Here is a 26,801-nt window from a genome sequence, read left to right on the forward strand (position 1 = left end):
AATGCGTATTGTCCCCTATGCCAGGGCATTCAGGGCTGTTCTTCGACCAGTTCACGCACGCCAGGGTCAGCCGGATCCTGCGGCTCCGGCTGCGGAATGTCGCGCCAGAAGGCCAGCCGCCAGAAGTAGATGCCAAAGTAGAGCAGCATGGCGGCCGATACCGCCCAGCCACCGGCTACCAGCCCGCCAAACTGCAGGCCAAGCGCCAGCGAGAGCACAAAGGCCGCCTGGCCCACCAGCGCCCAGCGGAAGGCCCAGCGCTGCGCCTTCCAGGCCATGGTGACCACCGCCAGCGGCGCCGCGACAAAGTGCGCGGCAATATACGGTGCCAGTGCGCGTGCCAGCTCGCCGGCCTCGGACCACTGCGGGCCAAACACGGTCACGAACAGCCAGGGCCCGGCCAGCATCAGCACCAGCATCAGCACGATGCCCATGGCGGCCAGCAGCAGCATCACCTGGCGCACGGCGCGGCGGGCTTCCTCCGGTTGCGCACCGCTCAGGCGCGGGTAGAGTGCCTGCGACACCGCGCTGCCGACCAGCGTGGCCGGTGCTTTCAGATAGCGCAGCGCCAGGCCCCAGAAGCCGGCGGCCGCTTCGCCGGTCCAGGTGATCAGCAGCGCCACCGCCACCGCATCCTGCAGCGTGCCCAGAAAGGCATGCGGCGTGTTCAGCAGCGGAAAATCCCGATGTTCGCGCGCAGCCTGGCGCATGGCGCTGGCCAGGGCGCCATCGGCCGAACCCGGCAGCACGCCACGCCAGCCACCCTCGGGTGCCGGACGGAGCAGTACCAGGCAGGCGATCAGCGCGGCGGCTATCGGTGCCGCCAGCAGCGCCCAGGCCTGATCCGACCCGACCGGCGCGCGGTGTTGCAGCCACAGTGCATAGCCGATGGCCACCTGCAGCACGGCGGTACCGCCATATTGCAGCACCCGCGCCACTGCCAGCGCACGAAAGCGGTGCGCACGGTTGCTCCACAGCATCAGCAGCTGCAACAGGCCGGCCGCCAGCATCGCCAGCGGCAGTAGCTGCGGCAAGGGCAGGTAGCCCAGCGCATGCAGCGCCCAGGCCAGCGGCAGGCACAGCAACAGCACGATCAAGCCTATGCGCAGGCACAGCGCCAGCAGCGCACGCGCTTCGCGTCCGTCGCGCGCCATGGGCAGGGCGAATTCGTAACGCGCACAGGCGACGACCGCCACCGTGGCGGCGATGGTGCTGAAGCTGGTGAACAGGCCAAACGCCTCCGGCGTGAACAGCCGCGTGATCAGCGGGCCGAGCAGTAGCGGAATCAGCTGCGCCAGCGCGCCGCCGGCCAGCAGGGTGAGGGTGGCGCGGAGCAGGCTCACGGCAGGGCCTTGGGGGTGGGGGAATTCATGCGCTTATTATTCCGCAGCTTGCGGCTCGATAAGTGTAGTAAATAAGAATTAAAATGAGATCGTGAAGGGATTTTTCCCTCATTTATATAAATATCATCAGCTGATACAATGTTCGAGCGAGAAGACGATGGCATTTCCACTTTGCTGGATCTGGATGGGCAAGTCCTGGATCAGGGCAATGGCTACTGGATCAAGATTGATGCCTGGCGTGTGCCAGCCAGTCCGGATATTCCGCATGGGGTGCGTTATGCCTTGTCCTTGCACGAACCGTATGGCACGCGGATCCTGGGCTATGACAATGCCCATGCCGTCAGGCCACCCAACAAGTTCAAGTTTGTCGGCAGGCGTCTGCCCTATGATCATCGGCATCGACATGCCAGAGACAAGGGGGTGCCGTATGTCTTTCAGGATGCCCACCAGTTGCTGGTGGATTTTTTTCAGGAAGCAGACCAGGTCCTGCAGGAGTTGAAACAGCGATGAAGGCAGTAGTCATTGGCATCATGTCGCAGGAGCGCATGCGCGAGCGTGTGCTGGCGATTGCACGTGGCGAGTACAAGCCCAGGCCGGGGGAGCCCAAGGTGTGGTTTACTTCCATGCGGTCGCTGGCCGAAGTGCTGAGTGACGAGAATCGCGCCTTGCTGCAGGTGATCCAGCAGAGCAAGCCGGAATCGATCAGCGCGCTGGCCGAGTTGACTGGACGCAAGCCGGGCAATCTGTCGCGCACGCTCAAGACCATGGCCAATTACGGTTTTGTCGAGATGCGACGTGAGCAGCGCCATGTGCGGCCCATCGCCAAGGCCACTAGCTTTCGCATCATGGCCTGAAAATCGGCGTCAGGCTGCCAGCGCCTCCCGCAACGCCAGCACCACCTGCTCCTGCTGCGCCGGCTGCAGGTCCGCGCTCATCGGCAGACTCATCACCTCACGCGCGAGCGCATCGGCGACCGGCGTGGGGCGATCGCACAGGCCCTGGTAGGCCGGTTGCTGGTGCATGGGAATCGGGTAATGCACGGCGGTGGGGATGCGGGCGGCTTGCAGGCGTTGCTGTACCTGCTCGCGGTTCGGCACCTTGACGGTGTACTGGGCAAACACGCTGGTGCGGCCCGGTCGTTGCACGATGCGGCTGATACCGGCTGCGTCCATCAGCTGGTTGTAGCGCGCACCCAGCGCCAGGCGCTGCTGCACTTCCCAGTCAAAGCGTTCCAGCTTGGCCAGCACGATGGCGCACTGCAGCGTGTCCATGCGGCCGCCCACGCCGATGCGGGTGTGCGTGTAGCGCTTGCTCTGGCCGTGGATGCGGATTTCGCGGCAGGCCTGCGCCAGCGCATCATCGTGCGTGAAGATGGCACCGCCATCGCCATAGCAGCCAAGCGGCTTGCTCGGGAAGAAGCTGGTGCAGCCGAAAGTGCTGAGGTTGCAGCTCTCGCGGCCGTCCAGTTGCGCGCCCAGGCTTTGCGCCGCATCTTCGATTACCGGGATGTTGCCGTGCGCCGCCGCGATCGCATTGATGGCGTCCATGTCCGGCACCTGGCCGTAGAGGCTGACCGGCATGATCGCGCGGGTACGTGGCGTGATGGCCGCCTCAATCTGGTTGGCATCGATCAGGCCGGTATCGGCCTCGACATCCACCCAGACCGGCACCGCGCCCAGCAGGGCGATGACTTCCGCCGTGGCGGCAAAGGTGAAGGGCGTGGTGATGACTTCGTCACCGGGGCGGATGCCGAGCGCCATCAGGCTGATCAGCAGCGCTTCGGTGCCGCTGGAGACGCTGATGCAGTGGGCGGTGCCGGTGCGTGCCGCCAGTGCGGCCTCCAGTTCGGCCACCTCCGGGCCCATGATGTACTGGCCGTGGTCGAGCACGCGCTGCATGCGGGTGTGGATGCTGTCTTGCAGCGCGGCGTATTGGGTTTTCAGGTCAATGAATTGCATGGGAGTCGTGTATTGCAGCAAGCCAGGTTGGCAGGGGCTGCCCCAGCACTTGCCAGTGCTGATCGTGATACAGCAGATAGGGGTGGTGGGGGCGCTCCCAGTTGTCGTACAGCATGGCCAGGTTTGCCAGGCTGAGCGCCTTGGGAATATTGTGCATGCTGGCCTGGTAGCGCCGGCGTATTGTGTCTGGTTCGATGTCATGCAGGCCGCGTTCGGCGCGTTCGCGTACCCGCTCGATATTGCAGTCAGAGCTGGGCAGGCCGACATAGTGCAGTTCTACCCAGTAACCGGCACGGCGTGCTTCCTGCATACGTCGGAAAATGCTTTCTCCGGACAGCGTGGTTTCCAGCGAGAACGGATGCTGTGATTGCAGGACCTGGTGGAAGCGGCGCAGGGTCTCACGCGCAGCAGCAATGTCCACGGTGCGTGGTGCCGCTGGGCAGATTTCGCGTGCGATGGCGTCTGGATCCAAGTGCAGCATGTCCGGATAGTCACCGGCCTGCCGCTCGCGCATGGTGGATTTGCCCGCTCCGTTGGCCCCGGCGTAAAACAGCGCCAGGGGCTGTGTCATGGACGTGGCGCAGGGTGCAGCACGACGACCCGGCCATCCGGGTAATGGCGGGCCACGCGTCCCAGGGTATCAGGCTCTACCACCGGGTATTGCTTGCGATATTCGGCGAAATAGGCGGTCGAGCGCTGTGCCGTTTGCATGGCCTGCGCCAGTGCCTGTCGCACGCGACTGGAGGCAGAAACGGTAGAAGAAGGCGTCATGGACAGCGTCATCCTGTGGAAACATCAATGCCTGCATTGTACGTTGCAGCCCGGTATCCGTGTGTAAGGCAGCCCGTAGCGCTTTAGTTGCCCGTTGGCGTCATCTCTACCTGGCCATCCCGCAGCAGGTAACGGTCACCAGTGTGCGGGCAACCCGCCTCGCCATCCCCCGCCAGTGGCAATGCCAGCCGCTCGCCAAAACGGCTCATCCAGCCGATCTGACGTGCCGGTACGCCGACCACCAGGGCAAAGTCGGGCACGTCTTTCTGCACCACGGCACCGGCACCGACAAAGGCGTAACGCCCCACGGTGCTGCCGCAGACGATGGTGGCGTTGGCACCGATAGTGGCCCCTTGCTTGACCAGGGTGCGGCGATATTCGGCCTTGCGCGCCACGGCAGCGCGCGGGTTGTACACATTGGTAAACACCATGCTCGGGCCGCAGAACACGTCATCTTCGAGCGTGACGGCATCGTAGACGCTGACGTTGTTCTGGATCTTGACGTTGTTGCCGATCAGCACGTCGTTGCCGACGAACACGTTCTGGCCAAGCGAGCAGCCGCTGCCAATGCGGGCACCGCCGCAGACGTGGACCCAGTGCCAGATGCGGGTGTCGTGGCCGATCTGGGCGCCGTCGTCGATGATGGCGCTGGGGTGGGCGGTGTAGGAGGGCAAGGGGGATGTCATGCTGCGTATTGTGCTTGAAGCATGGCTGAAGATGTGATGGGCAGATGCTTTTACTGTGTATGCAAATTTGTTCAGAAATCTTGTTTTGCATCTGTTTTCGTGTAACTGTACAAGCATTTGTGCAAACGTGACTCCAGTTCATGGAGGTGCAAACGGCGCAAGTTGTGCCACAATCAAAATCGAATTTTTCACGAGTGCGATGTTTGTCAACGTTTTCGTGTAAGCAAAAAAGGAAATGTGTAGCATGGATGTGGGCTTCCTGGCGTTGCAGCAGCAATATGGCATCCAGCTGGTGCAGCCCTTGCGCGTTCAATCGGTGATCGGTGGCTCACGCTCCCGGACAGAAACAGCTGATGGATGGGTGCGCAACCAGTATCCGTCGAGCTACACGCCGGAGGGGAGCTTTGCCGGACACTTTGCTTTCGGGCTCAAGTACGAAGAGCTGCATCTGGAGTTCTTCAGTCGTCTTTTTGCGCAAATTCCACCAGCTCTGGTGGAAGACTGGTGCCGGAGGGAGCCCTATGGCCAGTATGCACGCAGGACTGGCTTCCTCTATGAATGGCTGACCGGGCGCTCGCTGGATGTTCCGAATCTGAGTCGGGGTAGCTACCTGGATCTGGTGTCGTCTGACATCTATTTCACCCGGAGCAACCCAGAGCTGGATGCACGTTGGCGCATCAGGAACAACCTGCCAGGTACACCAGCTTTTTGTCCTGTCGTACGGCGTAGCTCAGAGTTGCAGCAGGCGCTGGCGTTTGACTTGTCTTTGGCCTTGCAGGCGCTGGACAGCGAGTTTGGCGCAGACGTGCTGTTGCGCACGGCATCGTGGCTGACGTTCAAGGAGTCCCGGGCGAGCTTTCTGATTGAAAAGGAAGCGGACCAGGCTGACCGGATTGCACGTTTTGCCCATGTGATTGCACAGCATAGTGGCCGCTTGCCTGAGCCCTTGGGCTGCGACGGCTTGCAGGTTCTGCAGCAAGGCATTCTGGGGGACGGTGCCATGCGGCTGGGTGTGCGCATGTCACCGGTGTTTGTGGGGCAATCCAGCTTGCGGGAAGATGTGGTGCATTACATCGCTCCGCATCATGAGGCTGTCCCGGAGATGCTGGATGGCCTGCAGTTGCTGGAGAAGAATACGCGCGGGCAGGAGGCCGTCGTGCGCGCCGCCGTACTGGCATTCGGCTTTGTCTATATTCATCCCATGGCAGATGGGAATGGACGGATCCACCGTTTCCTGATCAATGACACGTTGCAGCGGGATGGCGCTATTCCGCAGGGCATCATTCTGCCGATATCAGCCACGATCACCCATGTGCGGGAGTTCGCGCATGGTTATGACCAGGTGCTGGAGGGCTTTTCCCGGCCCTTCATGCGGCGCTATGCCAGCGATTACGCCTTTGGTCCAGTTACGGCATATGCCGATGGAGTGCGTTCCAACCTGGTGTTTGATGCGTATGAAGACGCTCTGGCGGCATGGCGCTATCCGGACTTGACACAGCATGTTCTTTACACGGCACAAGTCATTGCCCATACGGTAGAGCATGAAATGGCAGATGAGGCCAGGGTGCTACTGACGTTCCAGCTGGCGCAAGAGCGTATCAAGGATGTGCTGGAAATGCCGGATGCCGATGCGGCGCGGATGATCCGCTCCATCAAGGAAAACGGTTGGAAAGTGTCGGGCAAGTTGCGGCAAGAGTACCCCTTGCTGGATGACCAGGCGCTGGCCCTGCGCCTGATTGAGGCGATACGGTCCGCGTTTGAAGATCGCGAGCCTTGGCCGATTATCGAATAAGCCGCCCCAGCACCGGATGCCCCCGCCCATCCCTTGCCGCCACCGGCTGCGCGGTACGGATCACATTCACCGTCTCGATGCAATGGCGTGCATCGTCCAGGCCGTAGCCGCGGCCGGCCAGGATTTCTTCGTAGCTGACCTTGTGCAGTTCGGTAAAGCCTTCGGAGAATTCCAGTTCTTCGCCGTTGATGTCGATGCTGCGGTAGGTAGTTTTCTTGCCCTTGACGTCTTCCGGCAGATCGTTGGCATCGATGGAGAGAAACCAGCGCACGCGGGCGCGTTCGTATTCCAGGTAGCCGGCGGCCTTGGTTTCGCCGCTGTAGTGGACGACGTTGTCTTGCAGCTTGCCAAAGACAAAGTGCAGCATGTCGTAGAAGTGCACGCCGATGTTGGTGGCCACGCCAAAGGACTGGCGCGGGTCGCCTTTCCAGCTTTCCAGGTACCACTTGCCGCGGCTGGTGATGTAGGTGAGGGTGACGTCGAACTTGGTGTCGGCCGGCATGGCGGCGACTTTTTCTCGCAGCGCCAGGATGGCATCGTGGTGGCGCAGCTGCAGGATGTTGTAGACGCGCTTGCCGGTTTCCTGCTCTACCAGGGCCAGGTCGTCCAGCAGTTCGGGCGTGGGGACCAGCGGTTTTTCGCAGATGACGTCGCAGCCCAGACGCAGGCCGGAGGTGATTTGCGGGTGGTGCAGGTAGTTGGGGGTGCAGATGCTGACGTAATCCAGCGCGGTGGCGGGATCGCGCTTGAGGCGGTGCGCGTAGTCGTAGAAGCGCTCGAATTCGGTGAAGAACTCGCTTTGCGGCGAGATGCTGTCGATGATGCCGACCGAGTCGTTGATGTCGTAGGCCACGGCCAGGTGGTGGCCAAGGTCACGGATGGCGTGCATGTGGCGCGGAGCGATGTAGCCGGCGGCGCCGATGAGGGCGAAGTTCTTGGTGGTCATGGTGCGTTGTATTGTCTGTCAAGAGAGTAGTTGCGGTAGCTGTCAGCTTGTGTACACCATACGTGTGCATACAAGTTTTCTGTTGACAATGAGGTGCCTGCAGGTATAATTTTTGCAACACGGCCCCTCTCGACGAGTCTGTTTTGCAGATGAGTTGCTGAGGGGTTTTTTACGTCCGTGTGTTCCAGATATCTTGCCAGTTTTCAGGGGCGCCCATGCCTGCCAGGTTGACGTCCAGATGCCCCAGGTCGGGAAAGGCAAGCAAGTGATCTCGCATGCGCTGCGGCCAGCTGGAATGGGGGTTGATCACCATTAGCAGATGACATGTCATCTTCAACAGCAGGAAGCAGCGCGCCTGAGCATGCGCATTGCCGATGAAAGCAGACGTCCAGCCCAGCTCTTGCGCTGATGGCAGCTTGGGCTGATCAACGATGTTCCGGTTCCATAACCGGCTGTGATGTGCGCACACATTGCGCAGATAGTTCAGACTTCTGAACCAGGTCGAGAGCGTACGCCCATTGCGAACGCCATACAGGTGTGCAATGGCATCCTGGTCTGATTCATGCATGCCACTGAACAGGCTGGAAAGCGTTCCGAAATCCCAGACTTCGCAAGCCACCCACATCGCCAAGGGCAAGCCGTACTTGGTCTTGTTGTGTTGTACGAACTCTTCCTTTGATCGCTTGATCAATTGCGCCTGCTTGTTCAGCCAGGCATGGTGATGTGTCAAGCCGGTTTTGGGATCCAGTTCTTCGCTGAACTTCCTGTGAAAGTGGGAGGGATTCAGATAGGCGAAAGGGTCAGTGCGTCCCAAGGTGTGGGAGACATCGACACGGAGCGCGATTTCGATGCGCTCGATGGCATCCAGCACCAGCAGTCGAAGCTTCTTGTCAAAGACGTAGAGGTCTACGGCGTTCTGGAATGTGGTGCCAGGCTTGAATGTGTCCAGGGCAAGCTTGTCTTCGCGGATTTTGGCGGGCTTTGTGCCCTGCAGGCTCAGTGGACAGCAGGTTCCGCTGCGTTCCCGGAAGGCAAACCAGTAGCCGCTGAGCCGGTAGTACCCTATGCGCTCCAGGTAGTCCAGGGCGCGGTCAGTGTCATTCACCGTCATGCCACGTGACTGGAGCAAGGCAAGTTGCTCGGAATAGCTTTTCCAGGGTTTGGGATAGCGCATGGATGGGGTGCTCACATTCCTGGAGTATTACAACCGGAACACTGTAAACCCCTCCGCCCCCGCCGCATGCCGGTCAAACAGGCTTTTCACATCCGCCAGGATTGGCTGGCTCCCCCGCGCCAGCGGCCGGAGCTGGGCCGGGGTGAGGCTGCGGTAGGCGCTGTGGCCCACGGCGACGACAAGCACATCCACCGGGTGCTCGGCATCGATGGTCTGCAGCTCGATGCCATATTCATGGCGGACTTCGTCCGGGTCGGCGACGGGGTCGCTGACGACGACCTGCATGCCCCAGCCTTCAAATTCACGCACCATGTCCACGACCTTGCTGTTGCGGATGTCGGGGCAGTTTTCCTTGAAGGTGATGCCGAGGATGCCGACCTTGCAGCGCGGCGCGTCCATGCCCTGTTGCAGCATCAGCTTAATGGTGTTGCGCGCCACGTAGCGCGCCATGTTGTCGTTGATGCGGCGGCCGGCCAGGATGACTTGCGGGTTGTAGCCCACGGCCTGGGCCTTGTGGGTGAGGTAGTAGGGATCGACGCCAATGCAGTGGCCGCCGACCAGGCCGGGGCGGAAGGGCAGGAAGTTCCATTTGCTGCCCGCTGCTTCCAGCACTTCCACCGTGTCGATGCCGAGGCGGGCGAACAGCACGGAGAGTTCGTTGACGAAGGCGATGTTGAGGTCGCGCTGGGTGTTTTCGATGACCTTGGCGGCTTCGGCGACCCTGATGCTGCTGGCGGGATAGGTGCCGGCAGTGATGATGCCCGCGTACAGGTCATCGACCACCTTGGCGATGGCCGGGGTGCTGCCGCTGGTGATCTTTTTGATCTTGGTCAGGGTGTTGACCTTGTCGCCGGGGTTGATGCGCTCGGGGCTGTAGCCGCAGTAAAAGCCCCGGGCTGGATCGACCTCGTTTTCGTTGCCGGCATGGATGTAGCGCAGGCCGGAGGCCTGTTCCAGCGCGGGTACGCAGACTTCCTCGGTGGCGCCGGGGTAGACGGTGGATTCGTAGATGACGATATCGCCTGGCTTGAGCACCTGGCCAATGGTCTGGCTGGCCTTGATAAGTGGCGTCAGGTCCGGCTGCATGGCGTCATCGACCGGGGTGGGGACGGTGACGATGAAGATGCGGCAGTCGCGCAGGTCGGCGGCCTGGCTGGTGTAGCGCAGCTGGCTGGCGGCCTGGAGCTGTTCGGGCGTGGTTTCGAGTGTGGCGTCGTGGCCCTGGCGCAGTTCGTCAATGCGCTGCGGGTTGATGTCGAAGCCGACAACCGGGCGGACGCGGCCAAATTCCACGGCCAGGGGGAGGCCGACGTAGCCTAGGCCGATGACGGCGATGGGGGAGGTGGTGTGCATGGATACGGCAGAAAACAGGGAGCCGCCACGCGGGTGCGTGGGGGGATGCGCGCATTATCCGCCGTTGGTGGGGGGATACAAGCTGTCAGGGTTGCGTGGAGCCGGGCTTGTGCGGCTTTCGCAACCAGCCGAGCAGGCCTGCCGTAGACGGGTCAAGGCCGGTCGTGTCTCCCGTCTGGAAGCGCGGCGTCAGGTCCTTGGCCAGTGTCTTGCCCAGTTCCACGCCCCATTGGTCAAAGCTGTTGATGCCCCAGATGACGCCGGCAACGAAAACGCGGTGTTCGTACATGGCGAGCAGGGAACCGAGTGTGGTGGGGGTGAGTTCGTCAAGGACGATGGTGGTGCTGGGCCGGTTGCCGGGAAAGTCCTGGTGGCCGGGGAGCTGCTTGCCGCTGGCTTTGCTGCCGATCATGAGGGCGCGCGATTGCGCCAGAGCGTTGGCCATGAGGGCTTCATGGTGGCCATCGAAGTCATGGGTGGGCTTCTTGACCACGATGAATTCGGTGGACATATTGCAGGTGCCCTGGTGCAGCCACTGGAAGAAGGCGTGCTGGCCGTTACTGCCTTCTTCGCCCCAGGTGAGGCCGGCGGTGTTGTAGCTGAGGGGCTGGCCGTGGATGTCCACGCATTTGCCGTTGCTTTCCATTTCCAGCTGTTGCAAGTAGGCGGGTAGACGGCGCAGGCCGTGGTGGTAAGGCGCCACGCAGCGGCCGGTCTGGCCGAGGAAGGTGCTGTTCCAGACATCCAGCAGACCGAGCCAGACCGGGAGGTTGGTTTCCCAAGGTTGTTCGGCAAAGTGCTGGTCCATGGCGGCACCGCCACGGACAAACTCCAGAAAACGATCCGGGCCGATGGCAATGGCGACAGGCAGGCCCACGGCAGACCAGATGGAGAAACGGCCGCCCATACCTTCGGACATGGGCAGGACGGTGTCGATGCCAAATTGGGCAACCAGTTCGGGGCGGGAGGTGACGGCGACAAAATGCTGGCCAACGTCCGTGCCGCCTTGGCTCTGGAACCACTGCAGGGCAGATTTGGCGTTGCGCAGGGTTTCGTGCGTGCCCCAGGATTTGGAGACGACGATAAAGACAGTGTTCTGAGGCTTCAGGCCTTGGAGTTTTTCCTGCAGGTCATGGCCGTCCAGGTTGGAAACGATGCGGATCTCCTGATGGCTGTTGCACCAAGGGGTGAGGGCCTGTAAGGCCAGATCCGGGCCCAGGCCGGAGCCGCCGATGCCGATGTGGATTACGTGGGTGATATCTTGACGGGAGCGGATTTTGGTAGCCAAATCCAACAATTGCAGCATGGCTGCAGGGATGTGATGCTGACAGGATATGCGCCAGTGAGCGTGATCGGCGGGTCGGATTTCTGTGTGGTTGACGATCTGGCCGTTAAGGAGGCGTTGGCGGGTCGCATGCAGGTTGCGGCTGTCAGCCAGAGATTGCAACGCGTGTACGACTGGCAAGTTCCATAATTGCTTGGACAGGTCGAGGCTGATACCGCAGGACTGCAGGCTGAGCGAGGCAAAGCGTGAAAAATCAGTACGAAAGGATTCGCTGAGCTCGAAGTTGTTGAGGAAGGTCTTGCTCAAGGAGGCAAGAGAGTTGAAGTGGTTGATGTCCATCGAAGGTTAGGTCGAGCCAGATTGTCATTGGCTGGCCGTGTGAAGGCTACAAGTGTCGAGGTGCAACAGTCCTCAAGATAGCAAGATTATAGGAGTTGGTTCCTGCGCATCATGGCTGGTCAAAGATTGTTCCTGTCTACAAACAGGCGCTCAAGCGTGACTTATTTGTGAGGGGAACAGGGTATGAGATGTAATAATACGTACACAAGTCTGTCATAGGATCGCAAGCGGACTGGGATGCCCCGCGGGGACAACGCGATGGAGGCACCTGATCTTCAAGTTGTGTCAGTGATGGATGGCGACGCACATGCAAGCTATGCGACTTAGAGCTTTGCCAGATTGTGAACTTGTCAAGTTGCTGACAGTGATGGCGGCTGCTGCAGATGAGAGTCGAACTAGATAGGCAATGCATTTGCCACTAGGCGCTAACATAGTTAATGACATTGACAAATTTAAACGCAATGCTGGTGCGCATGGATTAGAGGCTTCGCCCTTGGTGACCATCAAGAATATGATTGTCAATGGTGCTAAGGACGAAAACGATTAAGAAAAGCAATAGGATGGAAGATGGTTGACTTTAATGTAATAGGTAAAGGTGTTGTGCAGGTGGGGAAGTGCACGCATATAGATCCAAAAGCCCAAGTGGTATTCAGTAAACCAGGTAAGGTGGTGGTGGGAGACTACTGTGTTATCGGGCCGGGGGTCAAGATTATTTGTGCGGGTGGCGATGTAGAAATTGGCGACTGGAGTACATTGCACGATAATTGTCTTGTACTGTCAGGTCAGTATGTAAGTATTGGTGCGCACTGCTGGTTTGGGCAAAACTCAATTATTGATGGGTCAGGCGGCTTGAGTGTGGGTAGGGGAGTGCGCGTCGGCATGTATTCGCAAATATGGTCGCATGTGGCAGCTGGCGAGCAAATTGAAGGGTGCACATTGATTGGTGAAAGGCCGGTCGTGATAGAGGATGATGTATGGTTGGTTGGATCGTGTATCGTTGCATCAGGCGTGACAATTGGGCGTCAAACCGTTGCATTGATAGGGTCGAATATAACCAAGTCATTTGAAAGCCATGCAGTGATTGCAGGCGCACCGGCGGCAAAAAAAGAAAAAATCAAATTTTATAAAGAGTTGTCAGCAGATGAGAAGTGGCAAATGCTGGAAGAATGGTTGCAAGCTGCGAAGTCGGAGCTTGACCTTGAGTTGACGTCAGAGTTGAAAGCGCAAATTGAATTGCGCGATCAAGATGGAGCGCGTGTAATTTTTGTTCAGAATCGCAGCCAAGTAAATGATGTCCAGAGAGATCCGCGGACAACTATTTGCTGCCTGGAAGATAAAACTTACAATAAAGCCTACACATCAGTGGAGAAAATGGTTTTGAAGTATCTGGCAGGAAATAAAGCTAGATTTTATACACGTGCTGATGCAGTCTGAATTGTATGGAGAAGATGATGATACCTTTGGTGAAAGTGGCTATGCCACCAAAAGAGCAGTTGATGCCTGAGTTGGAGAAGGTGTTGTACAGCGGAATGATCGCTGAAGGGGAGTATGTCTATAAGTTTGAGGCGGAGTTTGCTGAGAAATTTAACATCCCGGTTGCAATGGCAACCAGCAGTGGTACTGCAGCATTGCATATGGCATTGATTTTGTCTGGTGTTGAATCAGGAGACGAGGTTATAACAACTTCGATGACTGCGGAGCCAACAAATACGGTTATTCTTCAAAGTGGTGGGACGCCTGTATTTGCTGATATTGATTCGAAGACTGGCAACTTGTGTCCGTTGGCAGTCAAGGCGGCAATAACATCCAAAACAAAGGCAATCGTCGTTGTGCATTATGCGGGATTCCCGGCTGATTTGGATGGATTGAGAAGGTTGGCGGATGAACACGGCATTGCGTTGATTGAAGATTGTGCGCATGCGCTGGGTGCAAGTTATGCGGATCAAGCGATAGGCACCATAGGTGACTTCGGTATTTTTTCGTTTCAAGCTATCAAGCATATGACCACAGTGGATGGTGGCATGCTGACAATGCGTGACAAAGGACGACTGGATGAGGCGAAGAGGCTTCGTTGGTTTGGAATGACAAAAGGCGTAGCGAGAACTGAAGTTGATATTAAAAAGCTTGGCTACAAATACAATATGCACAATGTAGCTGCTGTTATTGGCTTAGCGCAGTTGAAAGGCATACAGGTAAAGATTGATCGCCATATTGAAAATGGAAAATTCTTCGATCAAGAAATTTCCAAAATTTCTGGGCTGACAATAAATAATATCGACAAGAAAAGTCAGCCATCGTATTGGTTGTACACCGTATTAAGTGATCGTTCTGATGATCTGGAACGTTGTTTGCAAGAGGCTGGTGTTATGGCTTCAAAGCTACATCGTCCTAATCATCTGCATACAATATTCAGTGGATGTCGAGGCCCGTTGCCGCAGTTGGCTGAGTATTACCGTCGAATGCTGCACATTCCATGCGGGTGGTGGGTAACGAATGATGAGCGGGAAAAGATCGTCAATGCTCTCAAAGCAGGTTGATCGCCATGAAGGAATGTAGAAATATTCCTTTATTCCAACCCGTCTGGAATAAAGTGACCGAGGAAGCGGCGCTGGCCGTGATGCGATCTGGACAAATTGCTTCAGGCCCGTTGGTGGGGGAGTTTGAACGAAAATTTGGAGATCTGACAGGAAGAGATCATGTGGTGTCAACGAATGACATGACGAGCGCATTGGTTTTGGCGTTGAAGCTGTCTGACGTCAAGCCAGGTGATCAGGTTGCTACACTCGCATTTTCGTGTTTGTCTACGAATGCTGCAATCGCAATGGTAGGCGCTACTCCATTGTGGATAGACATCGACCCGGCGAGCATGTCGATGAATCGGAATGATTTAAATAGTAAAATTTCAAAAAATACCAAGGCTGTAATTGCTTACCATGTGTCAGGATATCCGTCGGCGATGGATGAGATATCGAGAATATGCAGCGAGCTTGGAGTGCCACTCATTGAAGACTGTGACAATGCTTTGGGTGGTAAATATGCTGATGTGCCACTGGGTAAGTTTGGCGACTTCGCAATTTTTTCTCTTTATCCAAATAGGCAAATCAATGGAATAGAGGGGGGCGTATTATTATGCCCAAGTGAGGAGGTTGCAATCAGAGCTAAAAAATTGCGTAGGTTTGGGATTGATTACTCCACATTCAGGGATGAAAGGGGAGAGATCAATCCGGCGTCTGATGTGCCTGAAATAGGTTACTCTGCACCTCTAAACCAATTGAATGCAGCTGTTGCCATGAGTCAAATTGATTCATTCGAATCAAGGTTGTCAATCAGTAAAATAAATGCCAAATTTATTGGTGAAGAGTTGCAGTCAGTGACAGGGCTAAGTCTAGTCGAGCCGGTCAGCAATGGGACATCCGCATATTGGACATTGCTCATGCATTTCGTAAATAGAGATGATGCAATGGCAAAGTTGAAGGCAAGTGGGGTTTCATGTTCCATTTTGCATTGTAGAAATGATATTTATACGGGATTTGGTACACAAATCACCAATTTGCCTGGAACAGATTATGTGATGAAAAATTTACTCGCGCTGCCTTGCGGGTGGTGGTTGAAGGATGAGGATCTGAACTATATAGTGTGTGCGATCAAAGAGGCGGTGCGTTTTTGATGTCGGGTTTGTTGCGAAAACTGAACATCAAGGCCTTGGGCCTGGATTTATTGTTCTTGTATGCGGGTAAATCAGGCTCAGTGATTGTTGGCATATTTGTATTGCCATTGTACCAGAAGATAATGGGACCATCAAATTTTGGCGTGGTGGCATTGCTGCTTTCTATCCAAGCCTTTTTATTGATGGTAGATTTGGGGGCATCAACAGTAGTAGGGCGGAATCTGGCGGCTAATAGTGATAGGTTGATATCAGCGCGGACCATGTTTGCTGCGCAAATGAACCTGCATTTGTTTTATATCTTGCTATTGGGTGGCTTTGTAGTATTGTCATTGGCTGGAGTATTGTCCTTCCCGTTGGTTGATGGATTTCTTGCTGTTGTATTTTTTTGGGCGGTAACAGTACAGAATGTATCGCAGTCTGCATTGCTTGCAATGCGTAAATATGCTTTGGCAGGGGGGTTACAGGCGGCGTGTATACTGTTCCGATCAATTGCAACTCTAGTGTGCTTGCTATACATAAGCAGTGATGTGAGAGTATTTTTGGTTTTGCAGGCCGTCACTGCTGTTCTACATATGCTTGTGACTGATCGGGTGTGTTATTGGCTGTTGGGTGATGTCAAAGCGCTGGCCGATAAAAGTGCAATTGTTAATTCGATGAGGAAGGTGTTCGAACAAGGTTTTCCTCTTATTCTGTTTGGATTATCTGGTGCTTTGGTGATGCAGGCGGATAAAGTCATTATATCCAGCTATAATGCACCAAGCGATCTGTCGCCGTACTATTTGGCTACTGTATTGTGCTTGACGCCAATTAGTGTTTTGGCTGCTCCTGTCAGTCAATATTTTCACCCGAAAATTGTGCATGCAGTAGCTTCCAGTGATGATTATCACTTGTCAAGGAATGTCAAAATTATGAGCGCGGCATTAATGGCGGTTGTTGTTGTGCCATCTTGTATTCTTTGGGTGTATAGCCAAGAAATCGTTGGGTTGTGGTTGCTGGGGCAGGATAATGCAGGTGTCGTATCCAGATATGTGGATATATTATTGCCGGGAGTTGCTATTGGCGCTTTTGGTTTTATACCTTATTCCATCCTGGTGGCAAAGGAGGATTACAAGTTCCAGGCATTCATGTCTGTGACGCTTACAATTTTGACTTTGGTTGCAGCCTTATATTTCTCATTTGTTGGCAGCGTGACTGGGGTTTGTTATGTTTATGCGGTATACCACGCCTTTTCGTTCGTGGTATCGTGGCTAAGGGTCAAGTCATTAGGAGCTGATTGAGGGCCTCACAGTGTAGACGTATGATTGCTTGCGTCTAGAATGGGGTGTTGGGTGTTAATTTGATTGAATGGAGTGAGTCTCGTGTTAAAAGATAAAGTGTTGATGATTACCGGTGGTACAGGTTCTTTTGGTAATACGGTATTGAATCGTTTTCTTAATACTGATGTTAAAGAAATCGTTATATTTAGTCGAGATGAAAAGAAGCAAGAAGATATGAGGATTGCGTTAAAGCATCCGAAAGTCAGGTTCCAGATTGGTGATGTTCGAAATTATGAGAGCATTTCAAGAGCCATGGTTGGAGTTGACTTTGTCTTTCATGCTGCGGCACTTAAGCAAGTACCGTCCTGTGAGTTTTTCCCGATGGAGGCGGTGTTTACAAATGTTAATGGTACAGAAAATGTGATTAATGCTGCAATCGATAGAGGGGTGAAGCGTCTTGTTTTGCTTAGTACAGACAAGGCGGTCTATCCAATTAATGCGATGGGAATATCCAAGGCAATGGCTGAAAAAATTCTTATTGCAAAGTCTAGGGCTATGCCGAACGGCGGTCCGGTTTTGTGTGCAACACGCTACGGCAACGTAATGGCTTCGCGCGGATCGGTGATACCTCTATTCATCGATAAGATTAAAAAGGGAATTCCCCTGACGGTTACAGATCCGAAGATGACACGATTTTTGATGTCACTTGAGGATTCGGTTGACTTGGTTTTGCATGCCTTTGAGCATGGCGAGCAAGGAGATATTTTTGTGCAAAAAGCTCCTGCAAGCACTATTGCAGATTTGGCGACCGCACTTACTGAGATGTTCGCAGGCCCAGGTAAAATCGATATTATTGGTACTAGGCATGGTGAAAAGCTATATGAAACTTTGGTTTCTAGGGAGGAGATGGCTAAGGCTGAAGATCGAGGTAGGTATTATAGAATTCCAGCGGATAATAGGGACTTGAATTATGATAAATACATTCTGGAGGGTGAGCCTTCTGCGAACGAAGTGGATGATTACACCTCCCATAATACTCATAGGCTGTCTGTGACTGAGATTAAAGATTTGCTAATGACTCTCTCTTACGTCAAAGCCGAACTGGGTCTCTCTTGAGTTTAATAAAATGTCAAACCCCCCGCTGTTGTCCGTAATAATACCTACTCATAATAGGGCCAGATATGCAGTGCCAACTATTCGTAGTGTATTGGCGATATCTGATGATATTGAAGTGATAGTAAGTGATACTAGTGAGGTCGATGATATTGCTACGGCGATGCATAATGAACCAGGATGGGAGAGGGTGATTTATGTGCGCCCGCCATCTAGCTTCACTGTGGTAGATAATTTTAATGAGGGCGTTAAATACGCCAGCGGTGATTATGTTGTTTTTTTAGGTGATGACGATCTTTTGAGCTCGGAAATTATTCCGCTAATAAACTGGGCAAAAATTAACCGTGTAGATAGTATTAGGTTGGAGTTTCCTATCCAATATTACTGGCCTGATTTTGTTCACAAGCGTCAGGGCGATTATTATTCTGGTAAATTATTTATATCTAAATTTACCGGAAAGGTGGAAAAACGTTCTTCAATAGATGCATTAAAAGGTGCAATGGAGAATTTCGGGGGGGGTGTCGGTTTTATGCCGCGAGCGTATGCTGGTATCATTTCCAGAGCTCTTGTCAATATAATTTTGCAAAAATATGGACTGCTCTTTGGTGGAGTAAGTCCGGATATCTATAGTTCTGCGCTTATTTCGGTGGAATCAGGTGATTACTATAATGTTGATTACCCTGTCGTAATCCCAGGATCCTCGGGAGTGAGTACTGCGGGCTTGAGTGCAAATGGTCGCCATGTAGGAGGATTGCGCGACAATGCGCATATTGGGCCTTTTAAGGATTTAGTTTGGGATGATTTGATTCCTGAGTTTTATAGTGTGCCTACAGTCTGGGCGTACTCGCTGCTGTGTGCAATTAAAAAAATTGATTTTAAGTCGAATCCATCTTTTGAAAGGTTGTATGTGCGTTGCCTTGCCTATCATGGATATTATCGCCGGTTTACTTTGAATAGTATGCATCTTTGGATCTCAAATGTCGGTTTTGTACGGGCTTTGTTGCGCCTGTTAATTGCTGCTGCGGCAGAGGCCAAATTTATCCTGTTGAAAGTGAAGGGGCTTGTCGATAATAGGCTTTCGATTGGGTCAGAGGTTGTGGAGATCGCGCATTTGGACTCCTCGCATCAGGCCTCTTCAGTGGCATCTGATTGGTTGAAAAATTCTGACGTCAAAATTAATTATTCCATGTAATGTTGTTTAAATTCATATGCTGTTTTACCTGCTCCCTCTGATCTTTCTTGCGTTTGCCATGATGGTGGGAAAGTGGTTGCGGTTCTCGAAATTCGTGTATGTGCCAATTGGTGCGATGCCAATGGTCTTTCTTTCCCTGGCGCGCGGAAATGTTGGAGTAGATACGCCAAATTACGTCAGTGCAATTTACCTCCTTCGAATGAATGGTGATTTGATTGAATATTTTGAGCCATTATTTGAGAGGTTGTTGCTGCTAGTGGGGCAGTTGCCGGTAGATGATTTTGTTGTCTTGGCCATAATTTCTTTTATCACAACTATATTGTTGTTGTTTTCGTGGCTCAAGATTGAAGAGAGGCCGTTAATTCTTTTTGTGGTTATGTCTCAATTTTACGTTGATATGACTATGAATGGGATTAGATATGGCTTGGCATTTGGTTTAGTTTCGCTGGCGGCATTATCGCTTATTCGGCGGCCTAGCTTGTTGTATTGGCCTATTATTGCTTTAGGTTCTGGAATTCAAGTTACTTCGGGATTTTTGGGGTTATTTTTGTATTTGATACATCATATGAAGGCGCGGGCAATAGTTTTTTTTATTGCATTTTCGTGTGTTGCTTTTTATCTTTTTGGGGATCATATTTTAATTAAATTATCTGACAATCAAACTCTGTTTAAGCCTTCATTGTTGTCCGGCATAGTTCCTCTTGTCTTGTCGATGTCATTGCTGATTGTTTGGTATCGAGATAAAAATGTTGGGCGTCAAGCATTTGGAAAAATTGCTATTTTGCTCTTGTTGTCTTTCATGGCTTACGGTGTATCGCAGTATAGTTACGCTGGATTGCGGTTACAGCTTTTGATTGTTTTTATGATTTGTTTGGTTATGGCTTGCCACCAAAAGATTGCCGGAGTTGGGTTTTCTAGGCAGTCATCGATATTAATCATGTTGATTGGTATTTTCTTTGGGCTTCTTAAGATTAGGAATTTTGCAGCTGCTGATGAGTATATTGCTGCGCCGTTTATTCCGTATCTATTTTTCTGGGAGAGTTATTGATGTCCGGCCTTTGTGAGTCTTTGGCGCAGGGTGCTTGTGCAATGAATGTCATGCATGGATCTGCATTTCCCGTGGTTACAGTTGTGGTTCCGGTTTATAATGTTTCCAAATATTTAAATAAATGCTTGCAAAGCATTGCCAATCAAACATTGTTTGATATAGAAGTCATTCTTGTGGATGATGGCTCAACAGATGATTCGTTGGAGATATGTAATGAATTTGCGGCCACTGATAAGAGGTTTCGTGTCATATCTAAAATAAATGAGGGGCAAGGGGTGGCTCGAAACGTTGGCATCGAATTGGCCAGAGGAGAGTTTTTATCTTTTGTTGATTCCGATGATTGGCTTGAGGTTGATGCGTACGCCGTATGCAGTGCTGCTCTAAGACAGAGTGATGCGGATTTTTTGAATTTTGGGTTGGATTTTGTTTCTGATGAAGGTGTTGTAACGAAAGCATTCTCGACTTTTGCTCAAGAGGCATTGTTTGGCGATGAGATTGTAATTTCGGCGCTGATGGATGATCAGGTTTTTAGTAGTCCCTGTAATAAGCTATATCGAACAAAGTTTCTCCAGAGTAATGGCTTGAAATTTCCTGCGGTTAGGTCTACTGAGGATGTTTTTTTCTCGCGTGCAATTTCACTCGCTGCGTCTAAGGTCATTTTTGTGTCTAGGGTTTATTATCATGCGTTAATTCGTTCTGGTAGTACGACACGTAATTTTTCTCCTCGGATTCTTGAGTCTGCAATTGAGGTTATTGATTTGGAGGTGGATTATTTTCGTCTTCATTCTGCCTTCCCTAGGCTGAGAGATTATTTTGAGGCCCACGTCATAAAATTCCTTTCTTACTTGATGCTTTTGGCTGCATTTCGTTGTGATAGTCCTTCTGCCTACCAGCGCTGCATTGAGCTGTCGCACGTTGCAGGGCTGGTTAAGTTTTCCAGTAATACTAAGGCGGTGGGCCTGTTGCCGGTGAAAAACCGAATCATGCTGTTTTGGGCGCTGCGGCCTCGTGTTTATAGGCACCTTGCCTCGGTTGTGAAAAAATTTTTTGGCTGGTCGCCTTATTGATGTTCATGTTGTCTAAAGGTCATTTTTGTTGATTTTTCTCTGGGTAAGTCATGTATTCCGAATTTTTAGCTGTTAGAAAGGCTGTGTTTCCCATAGCTGGCTTAGGTACTAGGTTTTTGCCTGCCACCAAGGCAAGTCCTAAGGAAATGTTGACTGTTGTTGACAAGCCTTTGATCCAGTACGCTGTGGAAGAAGCCTATGAAGCAGGTATTCGTCAGATGATCTTCGTCACGGGTCGTACCAAGCGCTCTATCGAAGACCATTTCGACACCGCCTATGAACTGGAATCCGAGTTGGAGGTGGCTGGCAAGCACGAACTGCTAAAGGTCGTACACAGCATCAAGCCGGATGACATGCAATGTGTCTATGTGCGCCAGCACCGTGCCTTAGGCTTGGGCCACGCTGTCATGTGCGCGCGTGAACTGGTCGGGCAAGAAGCATTCGCTCTGATCCTGGCTGATGACCTAATGGTAGGCCAGCCCTCCATCACCGCTCAGATGATCGCCCAGTACAACGAATGGCGCGCCAGCATCCTGGCGGTGCAGGACGTACCGCGTGAAGACACGCGCAAGTACGGTATTGTCTCGGGTACGCAAATCGATGAACAGCTGATGGATGTCAGCGGCATCGTCGAAAAGCCCAAGGCCGCAGATGCCCCCAGCACGTTGGCCGTGGCAGGTCGCTATATCCTCACACCCGGTATCTTTGATGAAATCGCCAATGTCCAGCCCGGTGCTGGCGGTGAAATCCAGCTCACTGATGCCATTGCCTCCTTGCTGCGCCGCGAAAAGGTCTTTGCCTACCGCTACCAGGGCACCCGTTACGACTGTGGCAGCAAGCTCGGCTTCCTGCAGGCGACGGTCGATCTGGCGCAAAAGCATCCTGAAGTGGGGGCAGGCTTCTCCGAATGGTTAGCTGCCAAGTCTTTCTCGTAAGCACTGGCGGACTGTTCTCTTTCAACCACAAACCTTCGTCATGATCCCCATTCGCGCAGCTTGGTGTGTACAAATGCACAGCGTTTTTGTACCCCCTGTGCGAGGATACGCACCATGAAAAACAACAATGGTGGCCAAGAGCCACACATGTTCAAGTACTTCTACCTCAGGCTGATGCTGGGCCTGCTGTTCGTCTGTGGCCTGCCGCTGCTGCTCTTGCCGGCCTGGCGTCACCTGCTGCCGCAGGGCCAGTTGTACGAGAGCTGGAATGTCTTGCTGGTGGGATTCGGCTTTGCCGCCACCATGCTCAGCTTGCGCAAGATGAACTGGTTCCCCGGCTCGCGCTCGGTGCTGGCCAGTATCCCGGTGCTGCTGGGCTGGTACAGCGTACTACTGGGCGTGCTGTTCCTGTTCCGCATGAGTTACAGCATTCCCTACCTGACCATCGGATTTACGCTGAGCCTGCTCTGGCTCATGGTGCAGGCCTACATGTTGCGCCGTGCGCATCGCATGACCCTGGCCTATGTGCCCATGGGGCGTGCCGATCATGTAGAAGGCATCGATGGGGTCAACTGGTATCGCCTGGAAGAGCCGCGCATGCCGCAAGGCGTTCGCATTGACGCGATCGTGGCAGATCTGCACACCCCCCATATGCCGGACGAGTGGCAGAAATTCCTGGCCGAATGCGCGCTGCAGCACCGTCTGGTCTACAACATCCGCCAGGCGGAAGAATCGCTGACGGGCCGCATCAAGATCCAGCACATGTACGAAAACAACCTGGGCTCGCTGCTGCCGTCGCCCCTGTACATCTGGATCAAGTACCTGCTGGAATCAGTGCTGATCATCTTGTCCTTCCCCATCACCTTGCCGATCATGCTGGTTACCGCCATCCTGATCAAGCTGGAAGATGGCGGCTCCATCTTCTTCAACCAGGAGCGGGTAGGGTACCGGGGCAAGTCCTTCAAGATGTACAAGTTCCGCAGCATGACGGAAAACCAGTCCGTCAACCAGCAACAGACCACCAGCCATGGTGACAGCCGCATCACCCGTATCGGCCGCTTTATCCGCAAGGTGCGCATTGACGAGCTGCCACAGTTCTTCAACGTGCTCAAGGGCGATATGGCCCTGATCGGTCCGCGTGCCGAATACAAGAAGTTTGCCGACGAACTGTCGGAACAGGTGCCGTTCTACATGTACCGCCATATCGTCAAGCCCGGTATTACAGGCTGGGCGCAGGTCATGTACGGTTACGCCACCGGTGCTGACGAAACCCAGGTCAAGATCGAGCACGACTTCTACTACATCAAGTATTTCTCGTTCTGGCTGGATGTGATCATCGTGTTTAAAACCATTCGTACCATGCTCACCGGCTTTGGTGCGCGTTAATTTTTTGAGGAAACCATGAGTATTCTTGTGACCGGCGGAGCCGGCTTTATTGGTGGCAACTTTGCGCTGGACTGGTTTAAGCAGTCTGATGAGGTATTGATCAACCTCGACAAGCTGACTTACGCAGGCAACCTGGAAACCTTGTCCTCGCTGCAGGGCAACCCCAACCACATCTTCGTCCAGGGCGATATCGGTGACAAGGCATTGGTTGATCAGCTACTGACTACACATCAACCACGCGCCATCATCAACTTCGCCGCAGAAAGCCATGTCGACCGTTCCATCCATGGCCCGGAAGACTTTATCCAGACCAACATCGTCGGCACCTTCCACCTCCTCGAATCGGTCCGTGCCTACTACAACGGCCTGTCGCCGGAAAAACAGGCTGCCTTCCGCTTCCTGCATGTCTCTACCGACGAGGTCTACGGCACCCTCAGCCCGGACGCGCCCGCCTTTACCGAGCAGCACGCCTACGAGCCCAACAGCCCCTACAGCGCCAGCAAGGCCGCCAGCGACCACCTGGTACGCGCCTACCACCACACCTACGGCCTGCCGGTGCTCACCACCAACTGCAGCAACAACTACGGCCCCTACCATTTCCCGGAAAAACTCATCCCGCTGATGATCGTCAACGCCCTGGCTGGCAAGCCGCTGCCGGTCTATGGCGATGGCATGCAGGTGCGTGACTGGCTCTACGTCACCGACCACTGCAACGCCATCCGCCGCGTGCTCGAAGCTGGTCAGCTGGGTGAAACCTACAACGTCGGCGGCTGGAACGAAAAACCCAATATCGAGATTGTCCAGACCATCTGTCGCCTGCTGGACCAGCTGCGTCCGCGGGCCGATGGCCAAAGCTACGCCAAACAGATCACCTACGTCACCGACCGCCCCGGCCACGATCGCCGTTATGCCATCGATGCGCGCAAGCTGGAGCGTGAACTGGGCTGGCGCCCGGCCGAAACCTTCGACACCGGCATCGCCAAGACCGTGCAGTGGTACCTGGACAACCCGACCTGGGTTCAGAACGTCCAGAGCGGTGCCTACCGCGACTGGGTCAGCCAGCACTACCAGCAGGGCTGAGCCATGGCAAAACGCATCCTGCTGTTGGGCAAGAACGGCCAGGTCGGCTGGGAACTGCAGCGCAGCCTGGCTCCGTTGGGTGAACTTTGGGCGCTTCGTCGTGATAGCGCCAGTAACCCGCACTGGCAGGGGCAGCCCCTGCATGGCGATCTGGCCGATCCCGATGCGCTGGCACGTACCGTACAGCTGCTGCAACCCGATGTCATCGTCAACGCCGCTGCCTATACCGCGGTGGACAAGGCCGAAAGCGAAGCCGAACTGGCCCACACCATCAACGCCAGCGCAGTAGGCGTGCTGGCGCAACAGGCCCAGGCGCTGGGCGCGTTGCTGGTGCATTACTCCACCGATTACGTGTTTGACGGCAGCGGCCAGCAACCCTGGCCGGTCGATGCGGCTACTGGACCACTCAACGTCTACGGCCACAGCAAGCTCGCCGGTGAACAGCAGATACGTGCCAGCAACGCGGCATACCTGATCTTCCGCACCAGCTGGGTCTATGCCGCACGCGGCGGCAACTTCGCCAAGACCATGCTGCGCCTGGCACAGGAGCGTGATGCGCTCAACGTCATCAACGACCAGTGGGGCGCACCCACCGGCGCAGAACTGATCGCCGATGTGACCGCGCATGCTGTGCGCCAGTATCTGACGGGCGATACCGCCTGCACCGGCACCTACCATCTGGCTGCGAGTGGCGAAACCAGCTGGCACGGCTACGCGCAACATGTGCTGGCGCAGGCACAGCGCCAGGGTGTGGTCCTGCGCGTAACGTCCGAGGCGGTCGCCGCTATCCCGTCCAGCGCCTACCCGGTGCCGGCACAGCGCCCGGCCAACTCGCGCCTGGACACCACGCGCCTGCAGCAGGCGTTTGGCCTGACGCTGCCGGCCTGGCAGCAGGGCGTGGACCGCATGCTGCAAGAAATCCTGGCGTGAAGCCAATTCATCAACAACGAGATTATTGACATGACTATCAATCGCAAGGGCATCATCCTCGCCGGAGGTTCCGGCACCCGTTTGCACCCCGCCACACTCGCCATCAGCAAGCAGTTGCTGCCGGTGTACGACAAGCCCATGATCTACTACCCGCTCAGCATCCTGATGCTGGCCGGCATTCGTGAGGTACTGATCATTTCCACGCCGCAGGACACACCGCGTTTCCAGCAACTGCTGGGCGATGGCTCCCAGTGGGGCATCAAACTGCAGTACGCTGTACAGCCCAGCCCGGACGGCCTGGCACAGGCATTCCTGATCGGCGAGGAGTTTATCGGCAAAGATCCTTGTGCGCTGGTACTGGGTGACAACATCTTCTATGGTCACGATATGGCGCATTTGCTGGAGCAGGCACACAACTGCACGGAAGGCGCTACCGTGTTTGCCTACCACGTACACGATCCCGAGCGCTACGGCGTGGTCGAGTTCGATGCCCAGGGCAAGGCTATCGGCATCGAGGAAAAGCCGGCCCAACCCAAGTCCAGCTATGCCGTTACCGGCCTGTACTTCTACGACAACGACGTGATCGAGATCGCGAAAAACGTCAAACCCAGCGCGCGTGGCGAACTCGAAATCACCAGCGTCAACCAGGCCTACCTGGAGCGCGGCCAGCTGCAGGTGCAGACCATGACACGCGGCTATGCCTGGCTCGATACCGGCACGCACGAAAGCCTGCTCGAAGCCAGCCACTTCATTGCTACGCTGGAACGGCGCCAGGGTTTGAAAATCGCTAGTCCAGAGGAAATTGCCTGGCGCTTGCAATATATCGATGATGCACAACTGGCTCGGTTGGCAGAGCCATTGAAGAAAAACGGCTATGGCCAATACCTGCTGCGTTTGCTGCAACGTGAGGTGCAGGCATGAACGCCATTGAAACCTCCATCCCCGGTGTCCTCATCCTGGAACCACGCGTGTTTGGCGATGCACGCGGCTTCTTCTTCGAGAGTTTCAACCAGCGCGTGTTCGACGAACTGACTGGCACCAGCCATACTTTCGTCCAAGACAACCATTCCCGTTCCGCCAAAGGTGTGCTGCGCGGCATGCACTTCCAGACGCAGCAGGCACAGGGCAAGCTGGTGCGCGTGGTGCGTGGCAAGGTATTTGACGTGGCCGTGGATATTCGCAAGGACTCGTCCGCCTACGGCCAGTGGTTTGGCCTGGAGCTCAACGAAGAGAATCAGCGCATGCTCTGGGTCCCGCCCGGCCTGGCGCACGGCTTTCTGGTGCTGAGCGACACGGCGGAATTCCTCTACAAGACAACGGATTACTATGCGCCCCAGTTTGAAGCCAGCCTGGCCTGGGATGATCCGACGGTGGGTATCGAGTGGCCGCTGGCGCAATATGGTATGACCATGCCGCAACTGTCGGTCAAGGATCAGCAGGGCTTGAGTTTGCAGAAGATCGCGTAATGTCAAGATGGATG

26 protein-coding genes are annotated in these 26,801 nt (G+C 54.6%); 17 read left to right on the plus strand and 9 right to left on the minus strand.

The window, feature by feature from the left end:
- Positions 1–29: 29 nt before the first annotated feature.
- Positions 30–1,343, minus strand: a complete 1,314-nt coding sequence (locus ACI3EV_RS01580) for an oligosaccharide flippase family protein (protein WP_337692065.1) — start codon at positions 1,341–1,343, stop codon at positions 30–32.
- Between the two features lie 138 nt (positions 1,344–1,481).
- On the opposite strand from ACI3EV_RS01580, the gene ACI3EV_RS01585 reads away from it, so the two are divergent.
- Both ACI3EV_RS01585 and ACI3EV_RS01590 read left to right on the plus strand, forming a co-directional pair.
- Entirely contained in the window at positions 1,482–1,853 is a 372-nt protein-coding gene (locus tag ACI3EV_RS01585; protein WP_329770701.1) for a DUF6516 family protein, read from the plus strand.
- Positions 1,850–2,197 carry a transcriptional regulator gene (locus ACI3EV_RS01590; RefSeq protein WP_329770702.1) on the plus strand — a complete coding sequence of 116 codons (348 nt, stop codon included), beginning with the start codon at positions 1,850–1,852 and terminating at the stop codon, positions 2,195–2,197. The genes ACI3EV_RS01585 and ACI3EV_RS01590 overlap by 4 nt, the downstream gene beginning before the upstream one ends.
- Positions 2,198–2,206: 9 nt before the next feature.
- Here the strand turns inward: ACI3EV_RS01590 and ACI3EV_RS01595 are convergent, their stop codons facing one another.
- The 4 genes from ACI3EV_RS01595 to ACI3EV_RS01610 form a co-directional block, all read right to left on the minus strand.
- Positions 2,207–3,301 carry a DegT/DnrJ/EryC1/StrS family aminotransferase gene (locus ACI3EV_RS01595; protein WP_329770703.1) on the minus strand — a complete coding sequence of 365 codons (1,095 nt, stop codon included), beginning with the start codon at positions 3,299–3,301 and terminating at the stop codon, positions 2,207–2,209.
- Entirely contained in the window at positions 3,288–3,872 is a 585-nt protein-coding gene (locus ACI3EV_RS01600; RefSeq protein WP_329770705.1) for an AAA family ATPase, read from the minus strand. The genes ACI3EV_RS01595 and ACI3EV_RS01600 overlap by 14 nt, the downstream gene beginning before the upstream one ends.
- Positions 3,869–4,072 carry a hypothetical protein gene (locus ACI3EV_RS01605; protein ID WP_329770706.1) on the minus strand — a complete coding sequence of 68 codons (204 nt, stop codon included), beginning with the start codon at positions 4,070–4,072 and terminating at the stop codon, positions 3,869–3,871. The genes ACI3EV_RS01600 and ACI3EV_RS01605 overlap by 4 nt, the downstream gene beginning before the upstream one ends.
- Positions 4,073–4,155: 83 nt before the next feature.
- Positions 4,156–4,758: an acyltransferase gene (locus ACI3EV_RS01610; RefSeq protein ID WP_329770707.1), complete on the minus strand. Its 603-nt coding sequence runs from the start codon at positions 4,756–4,758 to the stop codon at positions 4,156–4,158.
- 244 nt (positions 4,759–5,002) lie between these two features.
- On the opposite strand from ACI3EV_RS01610, the gene ACI3EV_RS01615 reads away from it, so the two are divergent.
- Positions 5,003–6,550 carry a Fic family protein gene (locus tag ACI3EV_RS01615; RefSeq protein ID WP_337692064.1) on the plus strand — a complete coding sequence of 516 codons (1,548 nt, stop codon included), beginning with the start codon at positions 5,003–5,005 and terminating at the stop codon, positions 6,548–6,550.
- On the opposite strand, the gene ACI3EV_RS01620 is transcribed toward ACI3EV_RS01615, so the two are convergent.
- The 4 genes from ACI3EV_RS01620 to pgi all read right to left on the minus strand — a co-directional run bounded on the left by ACI3EV_RS01620 (position 6,540) and on the right by pgi (position 11,647).
- Entirely contained in the window at positions 6,540–7,496 is a 957-nt protein-coding gene (locus ACI3EV_RS01620) for a Gfo/Idh/MocA family oxidoreductase (RefSeq protein ID WP_337692063.1), read from the minus strand. The two genes, ACI3EV_RS01615 and ACI3EV_RS01620, sit on opposite strands and share 11 nt — an antisense overlap.
- A gap of 169 nt (positions 7,497–7,665) precedes the next feature.
- Positions 7,666–8,670: an Abi family protein gene (locus ACI3EV_RS01625; protein WP_337692062.1), complete on the minus strand. Its 1,005-nt coding sequence runs from the start codon at positions 8,668–8,670 to the stop codon at positions 7,666–7,668.
- A gap of 27 nt (positions 8,671–8,697) precedes the next feature.
- Positions 8,698–10,023 (minus strand): nucleotide sugar dehydrogenase, encoded by a 1,326-nt coding sequence (locus ACI3EV_RS01630; RefSeq protein WP_337692061.1) that lies wholly within the window; start codon positions 10,021–10,023, stop codon positions 8,698–8,700.
- A gap of 85 nt (positions 10,024–10,108) precedes the next feature.
- Complete coding sequence (gene pgi / locus ACI3EV_RS01635; protein ID WP_337692060.1) at positions 10,109–11,647, minus strand: glucose-6-phosphate isomerase; 1,539 nt, start codon at positions 11,645–11,647, stop codon at positions 10,109–10,111.
- A gap of 567 nt (positions 11,648–12,214) precedes the next feature.
- Here pgi and ACI3EV_RS01640 point away from each other — a divergent pair.
- The 14 genes from ACI3EV_RS01640 to rfbC all read left to right on the plus strand — a co-directional run bounded on the left by ACI3EV_RS01640 (position 12,215) and on the right by rfbC (position 26,787).
- On the plus strand, positions 12,215–13,081 hold the full coding sequence (locus tag ACI3EV_RS01640) for an acyltransferase (RefSeq protein ID WP_337692059.1): 867 nt from the start codon (positions 12,215–12,217) through the stop codon (positions 13,079–13,081).
- Positions 13,082–13,086: 5 nt separating this feature from the next.
- A complete protein-coding gene (locus ACI3EV_RS01645) occupies positions 13,087–14,184 on the plus strand; it encodes a DegT/DnrJ/EryC1/StrS family aminotransferase (protein WP_337692058.1) in 1,098 nt (365 codons plus the stop codon).
- A gap of 5 nt (positions 14,185–14,189) precedes the next feature.
- Positions 14,190–15,314: a DegT/DnrJ/EryC1/StrS family aminotransferase gene (locus tag ACI3EV_RS01650; protein WP_337692057.1), complete on the plus strand. Its 1,125-nt coding sequence runs from the start codon at positions 14,190–14,192 to the stop codon at positions 15,312–15,314.
- On the plus strand, positions 15,314–16,591 hold the full coding sequence (locus tag ACI3EV_RS01655; RefSeq protein WP_337692056.1) for an oligosaccharide flippase family protein: 1,278 nt from the start codon (positions 15,314–15,316) through the stop codon (positions 16,589–16,591). Before ACI3EV_RS01650 ends, ACI3EV_RS01655 begins: the two co-directional genes overlap by 1 nt.
- A gap of 81 nt (positions 16,592–16,672) precedes the next feature.
- Positions 16,673–17,686 (plus strand): polysaccharide biosynthesis protein, encoded by a 1,014-nt coding sequence (locus tag ACI3EV_RS01660; protein ID WP_337692055.1) that lies wholly within the window; start codon positions 16,673–16,675, stop codon positions 17,684–17,686.
- Positions 17,687–17,756: 70 nt separating this feature from the next.
- Positions 17,757–18,875, plus strand: coding sequence for a glycosyltransferase (locus ACI3EV_RS01665; protein WP_405198011.1), 1,119 nt, complete (start codon positions 17,757–17,759; stop codon positions 18,873–18,875).
- Between the two features lie 16 nt (positions 18,876–18,891).
- Complete coding sequence (locus tag ACI3EV_RS01670) at positions 18,892–19,923, plus strand: EpsG family protein (RefSeq protein ID WP_337692053.1); 1,032 nt, start codon at positions 18,892–18,894, stop codon at positions 19,921–19,923.
- Positions 19,923–20,990, plus strand: a complete 1,068-nt coding sequence (locus ACI3EV_RS01675) for a glycosyltransferase family A protein (protein WP_337692052.1) — start codon at positions 19,923–19,925, stop codon at positions 20,988–20,990. Before ACI3EV_RS01670 ends, ACI3EV_RS01675 begins: the two co-directional genes overlap by 1 nt.
- A gap of 50 nt (positions 20,991–21,040) precedes the next feature.
- Positions 21,041–21,925, plus strand: coding sequence for a UTP--glucose-1-phosphate uridylyltransferase GalU (galU, locus tag ACI3EV_RS01680; protein ID WP_337692051.1), 885 nt, complete (start codon positions 21,041–21,043; stop codon positions 21,923–21,925).
- 114 nt (positions 21,926–22,039) lie between these two features.
- Complete coding sequence (locus tag ACI3EV_RS01685; RefSeq protein WP_337692050.1) at positions 22,040–23,311, plus strand: sugar transferase; 1,272 nt, start codon at positions 22,040–22,042, stop codon at positions 23,309–23,311.
- 15 nt (positions 23,312–23,326) lie between these two features.
- Entirely contained in the window at positions 23,327–24,391 is a 1,065-nt protein-coding gene (gene rfbB, locus ACI3EV_RS01690; protein ID WP_337692049.1) for a dTDP-glucose 4,6-dehydratase, read from the plus strand.
- Between the two features lie 3 nt (positions 24,392–24,394).
- Positions 24,395–25,321 (plus strand): dTDP-4-dehydrorhamnose reductase, encoded by a 927-nt coding sequence (gene rfbD, locus ACI3EV_RS01695; protein WP_337692048.1) that lies wholly within the window; start codon positions 24,395–24,397, stop codon positions 25,319–25,321.
- Between the two features lie 30 nt (positions 25,322–25,351).
- On the plus strand, positions 25,352–26,242 hold the full coding sequence (rfbA, locus tag ACI3EV_RS01700; protein ID WP_337692047.1) for a glucose-1-phosphate thymidylyltransferase RfbA: 891 nt from the start codon (positions 25,352–25,354) through the stop codon (positions 26,240–26,242).
- A complete protein-coding gene (gene rfbC / locus ACI3EV_RS01705) occupies positions 26,239–26,787 on the plus strand; it encodes a dTDP-4-dehydrorhamnose 3,5-epimerase (RefSeq protein WP_337692046.1) in 549 nt (182 codons plus the stop codon). Before rfbA ends, rfbC begins: the two co-directional genes overlap by 4 nt.
- Positions 26,788–26,801 lie beyond the last annotated feature (14 nt).

The sequence above is a fragment of the Allobrachymonas wangyanguii genome, from assembly GCF_045055315.1.
Classification (GTDB): Bacteria; Pseudomonadota; Gammaproteobacteria; order Burkholderiales; family Burkholderiaceae_C; genus Brachymonas; species Brachymonas wangyanguii.

Bases quoted from the DNA above. Each gene is read 5' to 3' on its own strand.
- rfbD (WP_337692048.1), top strand. From the start codon at position 24,395: ATGGCAAAACGCATCCTGCTGTTGGGCAAGAACGGCCAGGTCGGCTGG.
- rfbB (WP_337692049.1), top strand. From the start codon at position 23,327: ATGAGTATTCTTGTGACCGGCGGAGCCGGCTTTATTGGTGGCAACTTT.
- ACI3EV_RS01645 (WP_337692058.1), top strand. From the start codon at position 13,087: ATGGAGAAGATGATGATACCTTTGGTGAAAGTGGCTATGCCACCAAAA.
- ACI3EV_RS01670 (WP_337692053.1), top strand. From the start codon at position 18,892: ATGCTGTTTTACCTGCTCCCTCTGATCTTTCTTGCGTTTGCCATGATG.
- rfbC (WP_337692046.1), top strand. From the start codon at position 26,239: ATGAACGCCATTGAAACCTCCATCCCCGGTGTCCTCATCCTGGAACCA.
- ACI3EV_RS01615 (WP_337692064.1), top strand. From the start codon at position 5,003: ATGGATGTGGGCTTCCTGGCGTTGCAGCAGCAATATGGCATCCAGCTG.
- galU (WP_337692051.1), top strand. From the start codon at position 21,041: ATGTATTCCGAATTTTTAGCTGTTAGAAAGGCTGTGTTTCCCATAGCT.
- pgi (WP_337692060.1), bottom strand. From the start codon at position 11,647: ATGGACATCAACCACTTCAACTCTCTTGCCTCCTTGAGCAAGACCTTC.
- ACI3EV_RS01620 (WP_337692063.1), bottom strand. From the start codon at position 7,496: ATGACCACCAAGAACTTCGCCCTCATCGGCGCCGCCGGCTACATCGCT.
- ACI3EV_RS01595 (WP_329770703.1), bottom strand. From the start codon at position 3,301: ATGCAATTCATTGACCTGAAAACCCAATACGCCGCGCTGCAAGACAGC.
- ACI3EV_RS01590 (WP_329770702.1), top strand. From the start codon at position 1,850: ATGAAGGCAGTAGTCATTGGCATCATGTCGCAGGAGCGCATGCGCGAG.
- ACI3EV_RS01655 (WP_337692056.1), top strand. From the start codon at position 15,314: ATGTCGGGTTTGTTGCGAAAACTGAACATCAAGGCCTTGGGCCTGGAT.
- ACI3EV_RS01600 (WP_329770705.1), bottom strand. From the start codon at position 3,872: ATGACACAGCCCCTGGCGCTGTTTTACGCCGGGGCCAACGGAGCGGGC.
- ACI3EV_RS01630 (WP_337692061.1), bottom strand. From the start codon at position 10,023: ATGCACACCACCTCCCCCATCGCCGTCATCGGCCTAGGCTACGTCGGC.
- ACI3EV_RS01605 (WP_329770706.1), bottom strand. From the start codon at position 4,072: ATGACGCCTTCTTCTACCGTTTCTGCCTCCAGTCGCGTGCGACAGGCA.
- ACI3EV_RS01585 (WP_329770701.1), top strand. From the start codon at position 1,482: ATGTTCGAGCGAGAAGACGATGGCATTTCCACTTTGCTGGATCTGGAT.
- ACI3EV_RS01675 (WP_337692052.1), top strand. From the start codon at position 19,923: ATGTCCGGCCTTTGTGAGTCTTTGGCGCAGGGTGCTTGTGCAATGAAT.
- ACI3EV_RS01610 (WP_329770707.1), bottom strand. From the start codon at position 4,758: ATGACATCCCCCTTGCCCTCCTACACCGCCCACCCCAGCGCCATCATC.
- ACI3EV_RS01685 (WP_337692050.1), top strand. From the start codon at position 22,040: ATGAAAAACAACAATGGTGGCCAAGAGCCACACATGTTCAAGTACTTC.
- ACI3EV_RS01640 (WP_337692059.1), top strand. From the start codon at position 12,215: ATGGTTGACTTTAATGTAATAGGTAAAGGTGTTGTGCAGGTGGGGAAG.
- ACI3EV_RS01625 (WP_337692062.1), bottom strand. From the start codon at position 8,670: ATGCGCTATCCCAAACCCTGGAAAAGCTATTCCGAGCAACTTGCCTTG.
- ACI3EV_RS01650 (WP_337692057.1), top strand. From the start codon at position 14,190: ATGAAGGAATGTAGAAATATTCCTTTATTCCAACCCGTCTGGAATAAA.
- rfbA (WP_337692047.1), top strand. From the start codon at position 25,352: ATGACTATCAATCGCAAGGGCATCATCCTCGCCGGAGGTTCCGGCACC.